The organism is Myxococcus guangdongensis (genome assembly GCF_024198255.1).
GTDB classification, from domain to species: Bacteria; Myxococcota; Myxococcia; order Myxococcales; family Myxococcaceae; genus Myxococcus; species Myxococcus guangdongensis.
In genome coordinates, this window is the sequence record NZ_JAJVKW010000011.1 from 226,255 (window position 1) to 244,732 (window position 18,478).

Annotated in this window: 13 protein-coding genes; 7 read left to right on the forward strand and 6 right to left on the reverse strand. The window is 69.3% G+C overall.

Annotated elements, in window-relative coordinates; all coding sequences use genetic code 11:
• Window positions 1–20 precede the first annotated feature (20 nt).
• The 5 genes from LXT21_RS30565 (at window position 21) to LXT21_RS30585 (ending at window position 6,363) form a co-directional block, all read left to right on the forward strand.
• Window positions 21–773, forward strand: a complete 753-nt coding sequence (locus LXT21_RS30565) for a MotA/TolQ/ExbB proton channel family protein (protein ID WP_254041733.1) — start codon at window positions 21–23, stop codon at window positions 771–773.
• A complete protein-coding gene (locus tag LXT21_RS30570; RefSeq protein WP_254041734.1) occupies window positions 757–1,161 on the forward strand; it encodes an ExbD/TolR family protein in 405 nt (134 codons plus the stop codon). The genes LXT21_RS30565 and LXT21_RS30570 overlap by 17 nt, the downstream gene beginning before the upstream one ends.
• 9 nt (window positions 1,162–1,170) lie before the next feature.
• Window positions 1,171–1,596: an ExbD/TolR family protein gene (locus LXT21_RS30575; RefSeq protein ID WP_254041735.1), complete on the forward strand. Its 426-nt coding sequence runs from the start codon at window positions 1,171–1,173 to the stop codon at window positions 1,594–1,596.
• 200 nt (window positions 1,597–1,796) lie between these two features.
• Window positions 1,797–4,958, forward strand: a complete 3,162-nt coding sequence (locus tag LXT21_RS30580) for a TonB-dependent receptor domain-containing protein (RefSeq protein WP_407667073.1) — start codon at window positions 1,797–1,799, stop codon at window positions 4,956–4,958.
• A 25-nt stretch (window positions 4,959–4,983) separates the two neighbouring features.
• Window positions 4,984–6,363, forward strand: a complete 1,380-nt coding sequence (locus tag LXT21_RS30585) for a hypothetical protein (protein WP_254041736.1) — start codon at window positions 4,984–4,986, stop codon at window positions 6,361–6,363.
• Between the two features lie 172 nt (window positions 6,364–6,535).
• Here LXT21_RS30585 and LXT21_RS30590 read toward each other — a convergent pair whose 3' ends face one another.
• The 3 genes from LXT21_RS30590 to LXT21_RS30600 all read right to left on the reverse strand — a co-directional run bounded on the left by LXT21_RS30590 (window position 6,536) and on the right by LXT21_RS30600 (window position 9,910).
• The gene (locus LXT21_RS30590; RefSeq protein WP_254041737.1) at window positions 6,536–7,054 is read right to left on the reverse strand and encodes a hypothetical protein; all 519 of its coding nucleotides are present in this window, start codon (window positions 7,052–7,054) and stop codon (window positions 6,536–6,538) included.
• Window positions 7,055–7,209: 155 nt separating this feature from the next.
• Entirely contained in the window at window positions 7,210–8,316 is a 1,107-nt protein-coding gene (locus LXT21_RS30595) for a metallophosphoesterase family protein (protein WP_254041738.1), read from the reverse strand.
• Window positions 8,317–8,533: 217 nt separating this feature from the next.
• On the reverse strand, window positions 8,534–9,910 hold the full coding sequence (locus tag LXT21_RS30600; RefSeq protein ID WP_254041739.1) for a hypothetical protein: 1,377 nt from the start codon (window positions 9,908–9,910) through the stop codon (window positions 8,534–8,536).
• 459 nt (window positions 9,911–10,369) lie between these two features.
• Between LXT21_RS30600 and LXT21_RS30605 the strand changes: the two genes are divergently transcribed.
• On the forward strand, window positions 10,370–13,195 hold the full coding sequence (locus tag LXT21_RS30605) for a protein kinase domain-containing protein (RefSeq protein WP_254041740.1): 2,826 nt from the start codon (window positions 10,370–10,372) through the stop codon (window positions 13,193–13,195).
• 282 nt (window positions 13,196–13,477) lie between these two features.
• Here the strand turns inward: LXT21_RS30605 and LXT21_RS30610 are convergent, their stop codons facing one another.
• On the reverse strand, window positions 13,478–14,107 hold the full coding sequence (locus LXT21_RS30610) for an FMN-binding negative transcriptional regulator (RefSeq protein WP_254041741.1): 630 nt from the start codon (window positions 14,105–14,107) through the stop codon (window positions 13,478–13,480).
• Between the two features lie 130 nt (window positions 14,108–14,237).
• Here LXT21_RS30610 and LXT21_RS30615 point away from each other — a divergent pair, with 130 nt between their 5' ends.
• Window positions 14,238–15,248 carry a hypothetical protein gene (locus LXT21_RS30615; protein ID WP_254041742.1) on the forward strand — a complete coding sequence of 337 codons (1,011 nt, stop codon included), beginning with the start codon at window positions 14,238–14,240 and terminating at the stop codon, window positions 15,246–15,248.
• A 138-nt stretch (window positions 15,249–15,386) separates the two neighbouring features.
• On the opposite strand, the gene gyrB is transcribed toward LXT21_RS30615, so the two are convergent.
• A complete protein-coding gene (gene gyrB, locus LXT21_RS30620) occupies window positions 15,387–17,840 on the reverse strand; it encodes a DNA topoisomerase (ATP-hydrolyzing) subunit B (protein WP_254041743.1) in 2,454 nt (817 codons plus the stop codon).
• Between the two features lie 157 nt (window positions 17,841–17,997).
• Complete coding sequence (locus LXT21_RS30625; protein WP_254041744.1) at window positions 17,998–18,456, reverse strand: hypothetical protein; 459 nt, start codon at window positions 18,454–18,456, stop codon at window positions 17,998–18,000.
• Window positions 18,457–18,478 lie beyond the last annotated feature (22 nt).

Below are 18,478 nucleotides of genomic sequence, written 5' to 3' on the forward strand. Positions count from 1 at the left end.
CCCCCCAGGAGCACCTCGTCATGAATTTCAATCTTCGGGACATCTACAACCACATGGGCGTGTTCGCCCTGGGCATCGCCTGGACGCTGATGCTCTTCGCCGTCGCGTCCCTGGCGGTGTTCTTCGAGCGTCTGTTCGTCTTCTTCCGCTCCCGCAGCAAGTCACGCGTCTTCGCCGCCCGCGCAGGTCAGCTCCTCATGCAGCAGCAGCACGAGGCGCTGGTGAAGGAGGCGGAGGGCACCAAGGGCAGCCACCTGGCCATGTTGCTCGGCGGTGGCATGAAGACCTTCCTCGCCAAGTCCAAGCTGCCCGCGGGCAAGCTGGGCCCGGTGGAGCTCACCCGCCGTGAGCTGGTGCGCATCAACGAGCGCGTCAGCGCGGACGTGCGGCGCGGGATGTCCGTGCTCGCCACGGTGGGCTCGGTGGCGCCGTTCGTCGGTCTGCTCGGCACGGTGGTCGGCATCATCGAGGCCTTCTCCGGCATCGCCAAGGAGGGCTCCGGCGGCCTGGGCGCGGTGTCCGCGGGTATCGCCGAGGCGCTCGTCGTCACGGCGCTGGGCCTGCTCGTCGCCATCCCCGCGGTGCTGATGTTCAACTTCCTGTCCACGCGCGCCGACTCGCTCCAGCTGTCGCTGGACGCGGCGCGCAGCGAGCTGATGGACCACCTGGAGGACATGTCGCCGGACAAGCGCCCGGGCACGAACAACGGCGCCGTGGCCACGGGCCCGGAGACGGTGGCGCGCCGGGAGGGGCTCGATGTCCGCCCGGCGTAGTCTCACCCCGGAGATGAACGTCACGCCGCTGGTCGACGTGGTGCTCGTGCTCCTCATCATCTTCATGGTGGTGACGCCGCAAATCGAGTCGGGCGCGTCCGTGGAGCTGCCCGCCGCGACGAATCCGGACAAGGAGAACAAGGAGCTGGAGCCCACCACGGTGAGCCTGGCCTCCAACGGGTTCTTCTACCTGGACCGCAAGGAGCTCAAGAAGGACGCGCTCATGGTGGAGCTCAAGGCGCTGCGCGAGAAGAAGCCGGACTCGCCCGTGGTGCTCAAGGCGGACCGCGGCGTGCGCTACTCCGAGGTGCGCGGGCTCTTCAAGAGCATGCAGGAGATGGGCTTTCCGGGCATCAACCTCCAGGTCGTCGAGAAGAAGGGCCCGTAGGAACACGCCATGGCATTCGACCTCGGAGGAGGAAAGGGCGGCCTTCGCCCTTCGATGAACGTGACGCCGCTGGTGGACGTGGTGCTCGTCCTCCTCATCATCTTCATGGTCGTCACGCCGTTGATGACCAAGCAGATGTGGATGACGGTGCCCGCCAAGCCGGACAAGGAGGACACCACGCCTCCGCCTCCGGACGCGCTGCCGCCAGTGGTGCTCACGGTGGACCGCTCGGGCATCTTGCGCATCAACCGGGAGGAAGTGCCGAGGGACCAGGTGGTCACGCGGCTGCAGCGCATGCTCAACGCGCGCCCGGACAAAATCGTGTTCTTCGACGCGGGCGACGACGTGCCCTACGGCGCCGCCATGGAAGTGCTGGACCTCGCCCGGGGAGGCAATCTCACCGTGGGCGTGCTGCCTGACAAACTCGCGGACTGAGTCTTCCGCGCGGCGGCGGGTCGTGACCTCGAGTTTGCGATCCGCCGCCTGAATCGTCACAAGCCATCCATTCCAATGCCATCCGTATCGCGTTCTTTACGGCGCGACCGTTGGCAAGGAGAGTCGTGTTGTCTCCCGCAAGCTTTTCGCGCGCCCTCGTGGCTGCGCTCACCCTCATCACCACCCCCGCGTTGTCGCGGATGAACGGCCAGGAGCCCGTCGCTCCCGCCATGGTGGCCCTCGGTCAAACCCCTTCCACCCCCGGCGGGGAGAGCACGCCGTCCGGGACGGAGACGCAGGTCGTCCCGCCCGTGACGGACCCCAACGCGCCCCCGTCCGAGGAGCTGCGCCCCTCGGCGCCCGGCATGGCGCCCGCGCCCGACGGGACGAAGCAATCACAGACACCTCCGCCCTCACCCGCGCCGAACGCGCCCCAGTCCGGCGCCGTGCAGCCGGATGGCTCGCAGCCGGGCGCCACGCAGGCTCCCGCCGCCGTGCAGCCGGATGGCTCGCAGCCGGGCGCCACGCAGGCTCCCGGTACGGTGCAGCCGGATGGCTCGCAGGCCCCCGCCACGGTGCAGACGCCGGGCGCCGAGGAGACTCCTGCCGAGGGCACCGTGGCCGATGAGGCCGTGACGGCCGAGGACGAGGCGATGATGGCCGAGGCCTCCGAGCCGCCCGCGGGCTTCACGGGCGTCTACGGCAAGGTCGTCGACGAGACGAACCAGGAGGGCCTCATCGAGGCCACCGTGAAGGTCGTCACGGGCGCGCAGAAGCAGGCGCTCACGGACCTGGACGGCAACTACCGGCTGGCGCTGCCGCCCGGCAAGTACGACCTGCGCGTCTTCTACGACGTGTACCAGGGCCGCCGAATCACGGGCGTCATCGTCACCCAGGGCAAGGCCACCAAGCTCGACGTCGCGCTCAGCGCCGACGTGGGCGCCGTGCAGGAGGTCGTCGTCGAGGCCCGCGCGGACCGCCGCGCCGAGGGCGCCCTGCTCCAGGAGCGCAAGAAGGCCGCCGCCGTCTCCGACGCCATCAGCGCCCAGGAAATCGCCCGCACCCCCGACTCCAGCGCCTCCGACGCCGTCAAGCGCGTGGTCAGCGCCACCGTCGTGGACGGCCGCTACGTCCTCCTGCGCGGCCTGGGCGGCCGCTACACCACCACCCTGCTCAACGGCGCGCTCCTGCCCAGCCCTGAGCCCGACGAGCCCAGCGTCCCGCTGGACCTCTTCCCCACGTCGCTGCTCGCCAACCTCAACGTGGTGAAGAGCTACACCGCGGACCTGCCCGGCTCCTTCGGCGGCGGCACGCTGCTCATCGAGACCAACACCTACCCCAGCCAGTTCGAGTTCAAGCCGCGCATCACCTTCGGCGGCGACACCGAGTCCACCTTCCAGGGCCGCAACGCCCAGCGCGGCGGCGGCGCCATGGAGTTCCTCGGCTTCCCCGGCGACTCCCGCCGGCTGCCCGACGCCATCCCCACCGACCACTCCCTGGGCAACGGGGGCGAGTCGCGCGAGGAGCTGACCAACCAGTGGAAGAGCTTCAACAACGTGTGGAACGCGCGCCGCTCCACGGCCCTGCCGAACATGGGCCTGAGCGCGTCGCTGGGCGACACGCTGCGCTTCGAGAACAAGCGCCTGGGCTACCTGGCCACCGTCAACTACGGCCACCGCGAGAACACCCAGCGCACCCAGTACACCAAGGCCGCGTACGACATCCGCGGTGACTTCGTCAGCTACGACGACGCCCAGACGCAGCTGGGCACCGAGGTCGCCAACCTGAGCGGCCTGGCCAGCGTGGGCTACCAGCTGAACCGCGACAACGAGCTGACGCTCTTCAGCCTCTACACCCGCGGCACCGAGACGCGCACCACCACCAGCGACGGCGTGGACTCGCTCAAGGGCGACCTCTACCAGGGCAGCCGCCTGCAGTTCATCGTCCGGCAGCTGTCCTTCAACCAGCTGCGCGGCTTCCACCGCATCGGCCTGTTCGGCGACTCGGAGGTGGACTGGCAGGCGAACTTCTCCCGCGTGGACCGCGACGAGCCGGACACCCGCGACTCGCTCTACAGCGACAACCTGGGCAACCCCTCCGGCGGCATGTCCTTCCCCAACCAGGCCAACAGCGGCGAGCGCTTCTTCGCCGACCTGGGTGAGACGTCCTTCGGCGGCAGCCTCAACGTCACCGTGCCCTTCAGCGACGTGCGCGTGAAGCTGGGCGGCCTCACGCAGCTGTCCTTCCGCGACTTCCGCGCCCGCCGCTTCCGCTACAGCATCAGCCCCAACTCCGACGTGGACCGCTTCCTGCCGCCCGAGGTGCTCTTCAGCGCCGACTACCTGGGCAACGGCATGCGCATCCAGGAGAGCACCCGTCCGGATTCGGACGCGTATGACGCGTCGCTGGGCATCTTCGCCGGCTATGTCACCGCGGACGTCACCCCCACCGAGTCGCTGCGCCTGGTGGGCGGCGTGCGCCTGGAGAGCTCGCGCCAGGAGCTGGTCGCGCTCAACCAGTTCACCGACGTGGAGGCCTCTCGCAACAACGTCAACTACCTGGACTGGCTGCCCTCGCTCAACGCCATCTACGCGCTCACCCCCACGGTGAACCTGCGCGCCGGCTACAGCTACACACTGGCGCGGCCGTCCTTCCGGGAGCTGGCGCCCTTCACGTTCTACGACTTCGTGCGCCGCCGGAACGTCTCTGGCAATCCGATCCTGGTCCAGACGCGCATCCACAACGTGGACGCCCGCGTCGAGTGGTTCGCCGGGGAGAACGAGGTCCTGGCCGCCAGCGCCTTCTACAAGCGCTTCCAGAACCCCATCGAGCGCGTCATCAACTCGGTGGGCGCTGGCGACATGAACTTCGAGAACACGCCGGCCGCGAACACCTACGGCATCGAGCTGGAGGCGCGCACCTCCCTGGGGCGCATCACCCCCGCGCTGCAGCCGCTGAAGGTGGGCGCCAACCTCACGCTCATCCAGTCGGAAATCGACCTGGGCAACGTGCAGGGCCTGCAGACCAACTCCAAGCGCCCGCTGCAGGGCCAGTCGCCCTACGTCATCAACGTCAACCTCGGGTACGAGCGGCAGCAGAGCGGCACGGAAGTGGCGCTGCTCTACAACGTGTACGGCCGCCGCATCGCCGAGGTGGGCACGGACAACCTGCCGGACGTCTACGAGCAGCCCTTCCACCGCGTGGACCTGGCCGTCACACAGAAGCTCACCGAGGCGACGCAGCTGAAGCTGACCGCGTCCAACCTCCTCAACTCCCGCATCAAGTTGCAGCAGGGCGACATCGCCCTCGTCGAGTTCCGCCCGGGCCTCGCGTTCTCCGCGTCGCTGGGCCTGTCCCTGTAGTTCCCTCCCGAAAGGAAGTCTCGTCATGAAGCGCTTGTTCGCATCCCTCTTCATCATGTCCAGCCTGGCTGTTGGCGCGTACGGCTGCGGCGACGACGACAAGAAGGAGCCGCCCACCACCAACCCGGAGCCGACCAATCCCGAGACGGTGGAGGTCTCCCAGGACATCACCGCGGACACCACCTGGAAGGCGGGCAACACCTACATCCTGAAGAAGTACGTCTTCGTCAACAGCGGCACGCTCAACATCGAGGCGGGCGCCACGGTCAAGGGCGAGGTCGGCAGCGCGCTCATCATCACCCGCAACGCGCGCATCAACGCGGTGGGCACGGCGGAGAAGCCCATCGTCTTCACGTCCTCGAAGGCGGCCGGTGAGCGCGAGGCGGGCGACTGGGGCGGCGTGGTGCTGCTGGGCAAGGCTCGGCTGAACGTCTCTGGCGGCGAGACCACCATCGAGGGCTTCTTCGCCAGCAGCGGCAACGACCAGACGAAGTACGGCGGTCAGGACGACGCGCACAACTGCGGCACGCTGAAGTACGCGCGCATCGAGTTCGCCGGCTTCGAGCTGGCGCCGAACAACGAGCTCAACGGACTGACGGTGGGCGGCTGCGGCTCGACGACGAACATCGACTACGTGCAGGTCCACCTGGGCCTGGACGACGGCATCGAGATGTTCGGTGGCACCGCGCCCCTCAAGCACATCGTCATCTCGCAGGCGGACGACGACGGTCTGGACTACGACCTGGGCTACTCGGGCAAGGTGCAGTTCCTGGTGGTGCAGCAGAGCGCGCGCGTGGGCGACCGCGGCATCGAGGCGTCCAGCCACAAGACGACGCCGACGCAGGAGCCCATCAGCATCCCGGAGATCTGGAACGCGACGTTCATCGGCTCCAACGCGGACCCGGGTGGCAACCCCTCGCAGGAGGGCCTGGTGTTCAACACCGGCGCCGGCATCCGCCTGCGCAACGCGGTGGTCGCGTACTTCAAGGACCAGGCGGTGGACGTGGACGGCGAGGCCTCCGCGGCGCTCTTCAACGAGCCGGGTGACTCGCGGCTGTCCATCCGCAACACCTTCTTCTGGGACAACGCCAACCTGACGGACACCATCCCGTTCGCGCCGAACCCGAAGGTCGAGGGTGGCGTGACGGTGGACCCGGACGTGAGCCGCTTCAACGAGGCGGAGAAGATCATCGTCGCCGCCAACGGCGTGAAGGTGCAGGACCCGCAGCTGACGGACGCGACGAACCTGACGGCGCCGAGCTTCATGCCGAAGACGGGCTCGCCGCTGCTCAACCCGGACAACGCCGCCACGCCGGGCGCGGGCTTCGACACGTCGGCTCGGTTCGTGGGCGCGTTCGGCACCACCAACTGGATGGCCGGCTGGACGTCCTTCCCGACGAACTAAGCCGTCTCGGGTGTACCCGTCCGGCGTCCGCGGCCTGAATGCGGAAGCCGGGCGGTCTCGTGGCCCGGTCGCGGGTCTTTCCGGAGGGGGGCTCCGGGAGACTTCGCGTCCGGGCCGCGGTTTTTCCAGGCAGCAGGTGCTGCCCTCACGTCGTGACGCGACTTCCCTCGCGCTACGCGGAGGGCAGCACGCCGTTGCCCTCGTGGGCGATGGCCAGCGACTCGGCCGTGGCGCCCTCGGAGAACAGGGACGCGCCCTGCGCGGGACGCGCCTTGGGCGGACGGCCCCGGCGCTTCGGCGCGTTCTCCTCGTTGCCGTTCGCCGCGGCCACCGGCTCCGCCGCAGTGCTCTCCGCCTTCGGCCCCTTGCGCATCGGACGCGGCAGGTGGATGGCGTCCAGCTTCGTGGCCAGCTCCGGGTTCTCCTCGGAGAACACCCGCGCGTAGGCCAGCGCGCGCTGGCCCTTCTGGAGCAGCGCGTCCTGGCTCTCCTGCAGCCCCTGGCGCGCCGCCTCCAGCGCCGCCTGCGCCTGGGCCACCGCCTCCGCCTTCGCTCGCACCTGCGCCGCGGCGTCGTCCAGCACGTCCCCGCTCATGTCCGGGAAGCGCACCTCCGCCAGCTCCGTGGTGAACAGCTCGAGCAGCGCACGCAGCGCCGGGGAAATGGGGTCGTTCTCGTTCGAATCGAACATGGCGGGCCTCCTGGCTCCTCGCGGTAGGGCCGCCATCTGCTCACGTGTTCAGTGTCAGATCAAGAGGGTACGCTGCGAGGCCGGATTGTCGGCCCCGCACGCGTTTGCTCCCACACACCGCCGGCTGACGCTTCGTTCAGTGCCAGCGTCCGGCGTCAGTCCACACGCACCAGGGCCGCTTCGCGCAACCCCTCGTTCGCGCCGACGTCCACCGAGAGGTAGTGACGGCCCACCCCGTCGAAGGTCTCCGGAATCGCGCCGCCGCCCCCGGAGATGAACGCCGGGATGCCCGCGTTGGTGAACGAGTAGTACGAGTGGATGTGTCCGTAGAGCGTGAGGTCCACGCCCTCGCGCGCGAGCTTTCCCACCAGGCCCGCGGACTCGCCCCGGTTCGCGAAGCCGCCGCCGCGCAGGCCCACCGGGTCTTGCGGCGGCACGTGCATCGACACCACGTGCGTGCCATGTCGCGACGACGCGAGCCACCCGTCGAGCTGCTCCTCCACGATGGGGTCCAGCGTGCCGCTGCTCGAGTCCACCACCGTGAAGCGCACGTTCTGGAAGACGAAGCTCTGGTTGCCGCGGCCCACGAGCGACGTGTACTCCTCCGCGTCCTTCGAGAAGGTCTCGTGGTTGCCCAGCGTCGCATACAGCGGGATGGGGGAGCCTGCTTCGAGGCGCTCCTGGAACTCCAGCAGCTGCTCGCGGGTGCCGTTCTCGGTCAGGTCTCCGGAGAAGAGGATGAAGCGCAGCGTGGGGTCCTTGGACAGGCGCGCGTAGATGTCTCCCACGCGAGGCAGCGCCTCCTGCACGTCCGCCAGCGCCGCGAAGCGGAACGGCTCCGAGGAGTCCCAGCCCGGCGGGGCCACGTGCAGCTTCGCCACCGCGCCCGCGCGCAAGCCCACGCGCCAGGCCTTCACCGTGCGAATCGACTGGGGCACGGGCTCCACCGCGAGCAGCTCGCCGTCCTCCAGCTCCGCGACGAGCTCCGCGTCCGGCATCGCGTTGCGCACGGTGAAGAGCCAGTTCGTCGGCGCGCTCGCGTCCAGCGTGACGCGCGCGGAGAAGACCGGGGCGTTGCCCCACAACGTCACGCCTCCGGACTCCACGCCGCGCACCGCCGCGAGCCCGTCGGCCACCACGAGCGAGAGCCCGCTGCCCTCGGCCTGCCCGACCTTCAGGTCGCGCATCGCGCGGTTCTCCGCCGGACGCAGACACCCAGCCAACAACAGCGCCGACACCACGCCCACGCTTCCGAGCCGCATCACAGCGCTCCTCCCGACAACGGCCGATGACTCGGCACGCCGCGCGTCCGCGCACCCTGCTTCGCGGCGCGACGCTCGATGCTGCATCGATGCGCCCTTCAGCATCCGCTCGCGCATCACAGGTCACCGCCAGGCGCGGAGATGAGCGACGGGCGCCCCGCCCCGTCGGTCCGCTCACGACGTCCCGTCGTGGAGTCGGTCCACGTCCGCTCGCGCATCACAGGTCACCTCCGAACGCGTAGATGAGCGACAGGCGCCCGACGAGCGCGCCACCGGCCTGCGCCTCCGCGGCCACGCCCCACGAGTCCGTCAGCAGCACGCGCCCGCGCAGACCGAAGTTGCCCACCACGCCTCCACCCAACGAGCGCACTCCGCCCGCGAAGTCATCCTTGCGGTGGTCGTAATAGAGCATCGCCTCGCCCCGGAACGGCCCGCCGCCGCGCCCCAACCACACGCCGTAGCCGAAGGTGAAGAGCAGCTGCGTGTGCAGGTTCCCGTCATCCACCGGGCCGAAGTAGCTGTAGCCCTGCAGCGACATGCCCAGGCTCACCTCGGCGAACGAACCCGCCAGCGCCGGGCTCACCCGCGACATCGCGTAGCGGCCTCGCAGCCCCAGGTCCGCACCGATGACGGCGAAGCCCTCCGTCGGAAAGCGGTGGAACAGCCCGACCAGCTCCGCGTCCAGCGACGACCCATCCGAGCCCTCGAGCCGACGCTCCGGAACCCCGAGCAACCGATACGCCCCACCCACCCGCACCTGCGTGTTGCCCTCGTCCGGCGCCAGCCTCGCGGTGGCCCGCAGCTTCACCTCGTCGAAGCGCGCCACCGCGCCCAACGACACGAAGTGGTCGTAGTCGAACGACGTGTCGCTCACGTACTGGTAGCCCATCTCCAGCTCCAGCGGCGGCAACGACGGCGGAGGCACCCCCGGGTCGAACGTGGGCGACACCACCGAGTACAGATTCGCGAGCGCGGAGATGCCGAACACGCTGAAGCCCGCCAACGTCACCGCGTACAGCGGCGCGATGGTCTTCCGCGATGCCCCCGTGAGCACGATGGGCACGCCACCCGCCGCGATGAGCCCCAGCCCCGCGCCCTCCAGCGCGAACAGCCGCTTCGCCGTGTGACCATCCCCCGCCACCGCCGGCGCCAACCCGTGGAACAAGAGCCCCGGCACCACCGCCACCACCGCGGGCAGCACCTGGAACTCCCGCGGCTCGCTCGACGACGACGCGGGCATCAGCGTCAACGCACCTTCGCGCGCCGCCGGCGCCGCCGTGGATCCACTCTCCAGGTCCCCATCGGTCACGACCCTCAACGGGAAGTCCGACTCGGGCTTGCGCTCCTCCTGGGAGGACGTCTCCGCATCGAGCGGCTCCACCGTCGGCCGCATCGCGGGGCCCACCGTGACGCGACCCGGCAGGTCTCTGGGGATGTCCGACCCGCCCAGCTCCGGACTCCGGGCGAGCAGATCGAACGCGGAGGGTCTCACCGCCTCCAGCTCCTGTGCCCGGCCGCGCATCGGCAGCGCGAGCAACGCGCCCATCACCACCAGGGCAAGGGGCCTCGAGCGGGAGGACAGCTCGGACAACATCGGCGTCGCCTCGTTTCTCCGGAAGAAGGCCGACCGCCCTCCACCACCGGCCCGTGGCCGCGCCCGCCTACATAACCGCCCTTGCCCCGCGCGCGCCGGACACGTCCGTGAAGAAATGTGAAGCGACCCGACAGTCTCGCGCGTCGCGCCCACAACCCTCTGGAATCACGGCGACTCTTCGCAACAATCCCCCGGACCCCGGATTATCCCCCGACCACGACGAATCATTCTGAGACGCCGCGCCCCCTCAGTCCGAGAGCTGTCACCCCCCCGAGACACGCCACCCGGACGAGGTGAGGGATGACTCAGGTCTCGGTTTTCCACGCGCTTTTCCACCACGTCCCGAGGCATGGCACACCCCCGTGACGCCTTCGCATGCGACTTGAGCCCGTTCCGGGACTTTCAATGGAACAAGAGTATGCTTGGTGTTTCACAACGACCTGACCTGGCCTTGTCAACGTGGCGGAATCCCCCCCTCAGCAGTTCGGCAAGTACGTCCTTCTTTCGAAGATTGCCGCGGGCGGCATGGCCGTCACCTACCGCGCCCGGATGACGGGAGCCGCGGGCGTCACGAAGCCTTGCGTCATCAAGCAGATCCTCCCCCACTTCGTGGACGAGGCGGACTTCGTCGAGATGTTCATCGGCGAGGCGCGGCTGGTGGCCAGCATGAGCCACAGCAACATCGCGCAGGTCTTCGACTTCGGCGAGGTGGACGGCCAGTACTTCATCGCCATGGAGCTGGTGCAGGGCCAGCCCCTGTCCAAGGTGCTGCGCCGGGCGCAGCGCGCGGGCATGGGGTTCTTCCCGGAGCCGCTCGCGCTGCACGTGGCCAGCAAGCTGTGTGACGGCCTGGACTACGCGCACCGCCACGTGGGCGAGGACGGCGTGGAGATGGGCCTGGTCCACCGGGACGTCTCGCCCGACAACGTCCTCATCTCCTACGAGGGCGAGGTCAAGGTCATCGACTTCGGCATCGCCAAGGCCACCAGCGCCGTGGAGGCGAAGACGTCTCCGGGCACGCTCAAGGGCAAGTACCCGTACTTCTCTCCGGAGCAGGCGCAGGGCCGACAGGATTTGGACGCCCGCACGGATGTGTACGCGGCGGGTGTGGTGCTCTACGAGATGGTGTGCGGCAAGCGTCCCTACGAGGGCGAGTTCGTCACCGTCCTGCCGCGCATCCTCACGGGGGATTGTCTGCCGCCGTCGGCGAACAACCCGACGGTGAGCCCGGAGCTGGAGACGGTCATCGGCAACGCGATGGCCATGGACCGGGAGGCGCGCTACCAGACGGCGAAGGAGCTGAGCGAGTCGCTGGTGCAGCTGCTCTACCGCGACAACTCGCGCTTCACGCCGACGATGCTGTCGCAGCTGATGGCCTACCTCTTCGCCGAGGAGTTGATGGCGGAGGGGCGCAAGGCGGAGGTGTCGCCCGCCTTCAAGGAGCAGGTCGCGCTGTGGCAGGCGGGCATCGTGGAGCCGTCGCAGGGCCGTGCGCGGCCCCTGTCCTCGGGGAGCGTGTCGCGGCCCTCGAGCCCCGGCGTGCGCGTGAGGCCCGGCAGCGAGGGCGGCGCGCGCCCCCCGAGTGACGGCGCGCGACGCTCCTCCCCGGGCAGCAACCCCGACATGCGCAAGGTGTCGAGCGCGGGCGGACGCCGCGCGACGAACACGGGCATCCCTCGCGCGGAGGGCACCGGCCCGGGCCGCAAGTCCGGCTCCTACGAGCGCCCCGGTCCGCCCGTCCCGGAGCTTCCGGACGAGCCCGCCACGGACGCGGGCATCGACATCCTCAAGACGTACGTCCCCACCGTCGTCCCCGCCGCCGTGGCCTCGATGGCCGACGACCCTCGGGACACGCCGGTGGAGAGCCCCGTCGTCACCGCGCAGTCGGTGGCGCCGCAGCCGGCGCGCACGTTCACGGGGACGGGCTTCCGCACCGCGGCGGACGAGGCTCGCGAGAAGCTGGCCCGCGAGGAGGCCGAGCGCGGGGCGAAGCGTCAGAAGGACATGCGGACGATGACCCTCTACATGTTCGGGTCGGCCATCGTCCTGCTGTTCGTCGCGCTCTTCTATCACTTCGTCATCAAGTCCGACCCGCCCCCGGAGGCGGTGGCCGCCCACACCACCACGCTGCGAATCACGTCCACGCCCTCGGGCGCCAGCGTGAACCTCAACGGCAAGGATGTGCCGGGCAAGACGCCCGTGACGCTGGACGGCGTGCGCGTGGGCGAGGCCAACACCCTGGCGCTCACGATGCCCGGGTACTCGACGTGGATCCGCCGCTTCACCCCGGCGTCGGTGTTGCTGGAGCCGATGAACGCGGAGATGGAGGCGCTCAAGCCTCCGGAGCCCGCGCCCGTCGCGGCGGCGCCCGTGGAGGACAAGGCGGATGACGACGTGGTGCCCCTCGTCACCGCCGCGCAGGATGACGGTGGCGTGGCGGAGGGTGACGCGGGCACGGTCGCCGTGGCCGCGGCGGTGGAGGAGAAGCCCGCAGAGCAGCAGCAGGGCGCACTCGAGAAGATGAGCGCGTCGCGAAGGGCGCTCCACGAGGTGGACTACCCCACGCGGCTCCTGGTGCTGCGGCCCCAGTACAACGCGGCGCCCATCCCCGAGTACTCGACGGCCTCCATCGACCTGAACCCCTCGCTGTCCTATTCGGTGTGGACGCAGGGCAGCGCGTCGCTGGCCGAGGGCCGGAGTACGGCGTCGGGGACGCTGGTGTACTTCATCGAGGGCGAGGGCCCGGCGGACTCGAGCTTCGGCCTGCTGAGCGCGTCCACGCGGACCATCAAGAACGCGCGCAAGCTGCATGTGTTCGCGGTGGATGACAACGGGCCGGAGGACAACAGCGGCACCGTGCGCGTGAACATCCGGCAGTCCGCGTATGTGCCTCCGCGCTCGTTCACGTTCGACGCGAAGGAGCACGCCGTGCAGCTCAAGCCCGAGCACCAGGTGATGCTGCGCGGCCTGAATCCGCGCGCGACGTACCTGTTCACGGTGCGCGACGACTTCGCGGAGGTGCGCCCCGGGGTCAATGGACGCATCCAGCAGATGCTGTGCGTCGAGCGGGGCACGGAGCCGGCCTCGGTGCGCGCCACGCACCGCATCCTCGAGACGGGCAAGCGCTACCAGATTACCGACACCGAGGACCTGCGCTGCTTCTTCCCGGACATGAAGCGCGAGGACAACCAGGGCGCGCTCGAGGTGGACATCGTCGATGCCACCGCGATGACTCGCAAGGAGCGGGCCGCCGCGCTCAAGGGCTCGCGTCGCTCGGAGCGGTAGTCCGTCAGTGTCGACGTAGCAGGCGACAAGGCGAGCCCTCCGCGCTCCTCCCGGGCGGCGAGCATGAGCCGGAGCCATTCATCGGGGGCTCGGCGGCATGCGTTCCCGGGCCTCGGCGCGGTGGCTAACCTGTTTCTGGTCGCGCCCGCATCGAACGGGCACGAGGCGATGACAGCTTCCCGCCGTAAGGGCTATCGGGGCCCGGTGGTACTCGTGGCCCGGCTCGACAAGACGGGAAAGGCACGTGGGCGCGGAGCCGAGGAGGGCACCGGGCCCACGAGTCTATCCAGGCTCCTCGCGTGAGCGCATCAGCGCCGCCAGCTCGCCGTCCCCTGGGAACGGGCTCTGCTCCAGCGCCGAGATGACGGCCTTGCGGTCCGCCTCGCCCTTGTTCTGGCTGAGCTTGAACTTGCCCTCCAGCCGCGTCACCCGGAGCTCGAACGCGACGATGCCGCCGAGCAGCCGGTTCACGTACTCCTGGGATTGCTCCATCGTCCACGGCTGGGCGTTGCCGGACTCGTAGCGCGCCGCCGTGTCTCGCAGGATGCGCAGCACCTCGTCACGCGACTCGAGGATGCGCGGCCGACCGTACGCGTGCACCGTGGCGTAGTTCCACGTGGGGACCTGAGAGCCCGTCGTGTACCAGGTGGGGGACACGTAGGCATGCGGCCCCTGGAAGATGACCAGCGCGTCGCGCTCGGCGGGGAACGTGCGCCACTGCGGGTTCGGCAACGCCATGTGCGCGAGCAATCGCAGCGCACCCGCCGCGTCCCGCTCGACGAGCAATGGCAGGTGCGTGGCGATGGGTGCGCCGTCCTCGCCCATCGTCACCATCACGGCGAAGGCGTGCCGCGTCATCAGCGACAGGAGACGCTCCGCGTCCCGTTCCTCGAAGTGGCGGGGGATGTACATGCCCCATTGCGTCCCTCGGGAGGGGCCTCGCCGTCAACCCGGGCTTAAGAACTGCGCAAGGTTTGTCCCCTACCTTGGGTTGTGTGCGCGGGGCCGGCGCGCGCTTCGACGTGTGTTGCGGGGAGACACCATGAAGCTCAAGGCAGGCATGCTGGCGGTCGCGCTGGTTGGCGCGGGTTGTGGCGCGGAGAAGACGCAGGACACCACCGAGCAGCAGTCCGTGGTCGCCGTCGCGGGAGCCATCAACGAGGCACAGTCGGCGGACGTCCCCCTCGGCTCCCGGTTCCTGGAGGGGTTGCCGCTGGAAGTCCGTCGCTGGGAGCACGAGGGCTTCCAGTGCGACGCCGAGCCGGAGACCGCCGAGGTGGAGGTCTGCGGACAGAGTTTCCCCTCCGAGCTCCACCTGTCCTGGACCGACTGCGAGGCGCGCGCTCGTGGCCCCCGGGGCGGAGGTTGCGGCTGGGAGCGACCGCCCGCGCCCGGTGGCGGCCCCCGGCCCGAGGACTCCGAGCGCGGCGAGGCCACGGGTGTGGTCTCCTCCGGCACGGTGGATGTGGTGACGGCCATCGCCCCGGCCGAGGCCTGTGGTGAGGACGCGCCGCTGCGCTTCGAGCAGCAGTCCACGCACGACATCACCCACGCCATGGAGGATGGCCGGAGCGCGAAGATGGCGGGCAGCATCGCCTCCACCTCGGTGCGGGTGCCCGGTGCTCGCCAGACGCTCAGCCGCTCCGTCACCGTCGACACGACGCGCACGCACCTGGACGCGGAGGGCGTGGTGCTCGACAGCCTGCACCTCACGGGCTCGCTGGAGGAGCACTTCGACGCGGAGGCGGAGACGCCCACGCGCACCAGCAACGGCACGCTCACCGCGACGCTCGCGGATGGCAGCTCGTCGTCGGTGACACTGACGGGCATCGTCCGGGTGCCGCCGTCCGTCTGCGCGTGGCCCATCGCGGGCACGCAGGCGCGGACGAACGCGGAGGGCACCACGAACACGCTGGTGTTCGGACCGGAGTGCGGACAGGCCACGCTCGATGGCGAGGCCCTCACCCTGCCCGCGCGTCCGCTCGGCCCGCGTGACGGCGGCTTCGGTGGCAAGCCTCCCCGGGGCGGTGGACCTCGCGGCGGCGGGCGCTGAAGCCTCGACGCACGGCGAGTCGGGCCAAGGCGCGCGCTCCCACCACTGGGCCCTGAAACGACACGGGGCGCGGCGCCTGCTCCGGCACCGCGCCCCATGAGTACGCGCATCCCCGGCTTCACGCCGGGCAACGCCGCATCAGATGTCGAGGTTCTGCACGTCCAGCGCGTTGCGCTCGATGAACTCGCGTCGCGGCTCCACCGCCTCGCCCATCAGCAGCGAGAAGATTTCGTCGCTCTCCACCGCGTCCTCCACCCGCACCTGCAGCAGCGTGCGCGTGATGGGATTCATCGTCGTGTCCCAGAGCTGCTCCGGGTTCATCTCGCCCAGACCCTTGTAGCGCTGCAGGCCCAGGCCCTTCTGCGCGTCCTTGCGCAGCGCCGCGTGGACCTCCTGCACCGAGTACGCCGTCACCGTCCCGGCATCCACCTTCACCTTGTACGGCGCATCCCCCAGGGACTTGAACGCATCCCGCAGGGCCACCAGCTCCACGTACTCGGGCGACGACAGGAACGCGTGGTCGAACACCGTGGGCCGCATGGCGCCGTTCACGTCCGTGCGGAACACCAGCTTCTTCGTCCCGTTCTCCGTGTCCGTCTCCACCTCGTGCGACACCCGGCCCAGCACGTCCGGCATGCGCCGCTCGAACTCCGCGTACGCGCCCTTCACCGCCGCTGCCAGCGCCGCGTCGTCCGCCAGCATCTCCGACGTCAGCCGCGAGCCCTGCACCACCGCGTCCACCACCCGCGCGTCGCGCCGCTTCGCCTGCTTCTCCAGCCGCTCCTCGTACGTAATCACCTTCTCGAGCAGCGCCTTCAGGTCCGCGCCACCCACCTCGCCCGAGGGCGTCAGCACCCGCCCATGCTCCGTGGCGATGCCCAGCAGGTACTCGTCCAGCGCGCGCTGGTCCTTGACGTACTTGTCCTTCTTGTTGCGCGTGACTTTGTAGAGCGGCGGCTGCGCGATGTAGAGGTAGCCCTTCTGGAGCAGCTCCGGCATCTGGCGGAAGAAGAACGTGAGCAGCAGCGTGCGGATGTGGCTGCCGTCCACGTCGGCGTCCGTCATCAGGATGATGCGGTGGTAGCGCGCCTTCTCCGGGTTGTAGTCCTCCGGACCGATGCCCGTGCCCAGCGCCGTGATGAGCGTGACGATTTCGGCGCTCGTCAGCATCTTCTCGAAGCGCGCCTTCTCCACGTTCAAGATCTTGCCGCGCAGCGGGAGGATGGCCTGGTTGCGCCGGTCACGCCCCTGCTTCGCGGAGCCACCTGCGGAGTCACCCTCGACGATGTACAGCTCGCTCTCGTGCGGGTCGCGGCTCTGACAGTCCGCCAGCTTTCCGGGAAGCCCGCCGCCGTCCAGCACGCCCTTGCGGCGCACCGTCTCACGCGCCTTGCGCGCCGCGAGCCGGGCCCGGCAGGCGTCGCCAATCTTCGCGATGATCTTCTTGCCGATCATCGGCGTCTCTTCCAGGAAGGTGGCGAGCTGGTCGTTCACCATCTGCTCGACCAGGCCCTTCACCTCGCTGTTGCCCAGCTTCGTCTTCGTCTGCCCCTCGAACTGGGGGTTGGACAGCTTCACGGAGATGACGGCGGACAGGCCCTCGCGGGCGTCCTCGCCCGTGGGCGTCTCCTTGAGGTCCTTCCAGAGGCTGCCCTTCTCCGCGTAGCTGTTGAGCGTGCGCGTCAGGCCCGCCTTGAAGCCGGACAGGTGGCTGCCACCCTCATGGGTGTTGATGTTGTTGGCGAAGGTGAAGACGCGCTCGTCGTAGCCGTCGTTCCACTGCATCGCCAGCTCGAGCGACACGCCCTCCTTCTCCACCTTGAAGGAGATGGGCTTCTCGTGGAGCACCTGCTTCGACTTGTTGAGGAACTCCACGAACGAGGAGATGCCTCCGTCGAACTTGAAGTCGTGCTCCTTGTTCGTGCGCTCGTCGCGGATGCTGATGTGCAGCCCCGCGTTGAGGAACGCCAGCTCCCGCAGACGCTGGCTGAGCGTCTCGAAGTTGAAGTCCACCGTCTCCATCACGGTGTTGTCCGGCTTGAACGCGATGAAGGTGCCGCGCTTGTCCGTGGTGCCCACCTCCTGCGGCGACGACTGGGGGACGCCGCGGGCGTACAGCTGCTCGAACACCTTGCCGGCGCGCAGGACGCGGACCTTGAACCACTCCGAGAGGAAGTTCACGCACGTGACGCCCACGCCGTGCAGTCCGCCGGAGACCTTGTAGGCCCCGTTACCGAACTTGCTGCCGGCGTGAAGCTCCGTGAGGACGACCTCCAGCGTGTCCTTGCCCTTGAACTTCGGGTCCGGGTGCGGACCGACGGGGATGCCGCGCCCGTTGTCCAGGACGCTCAGCGAGCCGTCCACGTGGATGACGACCTCGATGTCCGTGCAGTGGCCCGCGAGCGCCTCGTCCACGGCGTTGTCGACGACCTCGTACACGAGCTTGTGGAGCCCGTAGGTCATCGTGTCGCCGATGTACATGCCAGGGCGCTTGCGAACGGCCTCCAGGCCCTCGAGCTTGGTGATGCTATCGGTCCCATACTCCACGGGCGGCGGAGCGACCGCGGCGCCAGTAGCGGGGGTCTTTTCCATGTGATGCTGTCCTTGGGAAAAGGAGCCTTGCAGAAGGCTTGTGCGTACCATTTAGAGGCACACTGAACAAGAGTAACGAGCCCGCGCAAAGCTGCGTAAATATTCGTGAAAATCGCTTGGCCGCCCCCTCGGGCGGCGGCGCCCCGGAAGCGGGGGTTCAGGCGTCGAACCGCGGCGGTGGGAGGCGCTCCTCCAGCGCGGAGATCAACTCTTCGAAAACAGCTTTGCGGGCGAAGAGATGCCGGGTGACGAGCACCCTTCCCTCTTCCTTGAGGAACAGACCGAGCACGTTCCCCCTGCGGCCGAGCCGGCGCACCGAATCAATCTGGCCCCAATGCAAGTCCAGCTCGCTGGCGCTGAAGGGGCGGGCCACGCGCACACCGCGCGCGTCCAGCGTGACGCCCCAGCCGGTGCGAGGCCGCAGCCGGTGGAGGGCCACGAGGAAGGCGAGCATCAGCCCCGCGCTCACCCCCGCGCGGGCCATCTCCTGCACGCCGCCGCCTTCCTGGGCGTTGGCCAGGGCCCACGCCGTCAATACCGCCAGCACGCAGGCGCCCAGGAAGAGCGCGATACGGGGGACGCGAGGGTCGAAGGCGTAGAAGCGCTGGCTCGTCATGAGTGCGGGCGCACCCTACCCG